Raw genomic sequence first — 228 nt, forward strand, 5'->3', positions numbered from 1 at the left:
CCCTGCCCACCGAGCCACTCCGCGAGGAGAGGCCGGTCGGTGGCGAGAGCCTCCACGGCGAACCGCAGCACCTCCTTGGGCGCCTTGGGGCGAGCGAGGTACTCGCGGACCCAGGTGCGGCGGGTGGTGTTCGCCGCGGCCATCGTCCGGTTGTTCTCGACGACAGCGCGGCGCTCGTCACGCTGCCGCTCGAGCTCCTCGTCCGACATCGAGGTGCCCGGCGAGCCG

The 228-nt window shown here is 73.2% G+C and carries 1 pseudogene; it reads right to left on the bottom strand.

Annotated features, from left to right (window positions below):
• A pseudogene (locus A6V29_RS20740) lies at positions 1-228 on the bottom strand (ParB/RepB/Spo0J family partition protein); the annotation flags it as partial.

This window comes from Blastococcus sp. CCUG 61487 (assembly GCF_005222955.1).
Lineage (GTDB): Bacteria > Actinomycetota > Actinomycetes > Mycobacteriales > Geodermatophilaceae > Blastococcus.